2 protein-coding genes are annotated in these 1913 nt (G+C 53.0%); both read right to left on the bottom strand.

Annotated elements, in window-relative coordinates; genetic code table 11:
* Positions 1–56: 56 nt before the first annotated feature.
* The gene (locus WG8_RS23960; RefSeq protein ID WP_007432868.1) at positions 57–554 is read right to left on the bottom strand and encodes an RrF2 family transcriptional regulator; all 498 of its coding nucleotides are present in this window, start codon (positions 552–554) and stop codon (positions 57–59) included.
* Between the two features lie 66 nt (positions 555–620).
* Positions 621–1913 (bottom strand): glycoside hydrolase family 3 protein (locus tag WG8_RS29165; RefSeq protein WP_007432869.1); only part of this gene is annotated, 1293 nt, incomplete at its 5' end.

Below are 1913 nucleotides of genomic sequence, written 5' to 3' on the forward strand. Positions count from 1 at the left end.
ATACAATCCTCTTTTGGAGAGTTGTATCGGCTATTATCATTTTGAATAAAAATGTGCTATTCCCTTTTGGAAGATGCCTCGTTATCCTTGCCTTCATTATGGCTGCAGTTGCCCACTGCAAGTGTTGTACGCTTGGCGAGCGAAGCCAGTGTATGAGACTCCCATACCTCCAGCATACGGCGTTCGCTCTCGGCTAATATTTCAGATACAGCGATCGCCAGCTCCCCACAAAAAGGGTTCGTCTCCGGTTCATGCATCATACCCGGGAAAATCGGATCACCTATTTCAATGGCGTGATATATATCCGCAAGTGTAATATGGTCTGCCGAACGGGTCAGCACATAGCCTCCCTCACGGCCCTCGCGTGCTGCGATTAATTCTGCCTGTACAAGTCGCGTCAGCACCCTGCGTACCAGGGTTACTTCACAGTCAATGGAGCGGGCAATCGATCCGCTGGCACAGAGCTCTCCATGCTTTTCCAAATAGACAAGCGCCTTTACCGCCACCCCAAGCCATCTGGGCGTTGCGGTGCGTAGTCTTTTTTCACTATTCAAATGAAATGACACCCCTAAGCTGTAGAAACTTCGATGAATGCATTGTACGTGAAGTCAGAAGTAAGTTCAAGCCTGTGGACCAGAATCTCCTGTAGAACAGCAAGCGCCCAAAATAAAATGACTTAACCGCACCTCCCCACTCAACCATAGGTACACATCATGTACGCCCGAGATTGGACACAGCGCTTCGGCGAGCGTCATCCATGCTTGCGCTCCTCCTGTATTGCCCACGTTCATACGGGCCACTGCTTCGCTATCCGGCGTATCCAAACGCAGCTCAATAACTGCGTCGCTGCTATTGCCTGACACGCGGCATTGAAATTCAGCCGTGCTCGCCGCCCCCCATTCCGCGCCGTGAAAAGCGATCCAGCCAGGATGCTGAGGTGAATACGGACGTACACAGGCCTCCTTTTGCTCCTTGCTTTCATCCAGCAGGATATTGGCACAATCATCAAAGTTCTCAGCGCGAATGCTCCGTCCGGCTTGACGGGGTGGAATGACTTCACCTCGAACGTTCACAGGATGCTCCAGCCGGATATCCGTTGAAGAAGCGCCTGCCAGCAGGGTGTATTCGCCAGCTTCAACGCAATAGCGATCCCGTGTAACATCCCAGATTGCCCAATCCTTCACTTGAATCGTAAAAGCAATCGTTCGCGTCTCCCCCGGCTCTAAGCGGACACGTTGAAATCCGCACAAGGTCTTCAACGGCCGCTTGACCCGCGAAGCTCCAGGCCGTACATATAGCTGTACAACCTCCTCGCCGACAGCTACGCCCCGATGGGTCACATCCACCCACACCTGAAGAGTATCCGTGGCATCCAGTGCAGCAATGGAGCTTACATTGCCCGCCCCATCCTCTGTAGCCGCCCATTCGCTTGCACCAGACGCTTGGGCATCTGTGCGAAGCTCGCTATATTCAAATGGCGAGTATGTCAGCCCGTGACCGAACGCGTACAGGGGTTCACCTTCATAATACTGATAGGTACGGCCGCCACGAATAATATCATAATCTTTGATGTCGCCCAATTGCTCCTCGCTCTGATACCATGTCATGTTCAACCGACCCGCGGGCGCATAATCACCGAATAGGACATCGGCTACTGCCGTGCCATGCTCTTGACCCGCATGAGACGTGTATACGATCGCAGGGATATGCTCCTGAACCCAGGGAATGGCAAACGGGTAGCTGCCTGTCAAAACCACAATCGTATTCGGATTGACACGGTACACCTCCTCGATAAGCCGCTGCTGGGAAGCTGCCAGCTCCAAGCCTGGGCGGTCATTCTCTTCTTTGCCGTTAATGAGCGGGTGATTGCCAACAAATACAATCGCTGTATCTGCCGCTTGCGCAGCGGCTAT

It is taken from the genome of Paenibacillus sp. Aloe-11 (assembly GCF_000245715.1).
In the GTDB taxonomy this organism is placed as follows: domain Bacteria; phylum Bacillota; class Bacilli; order Paenibacillales; family Paenibacillaceae; genus Paenibacillus; species Paenibacillus kribbensis.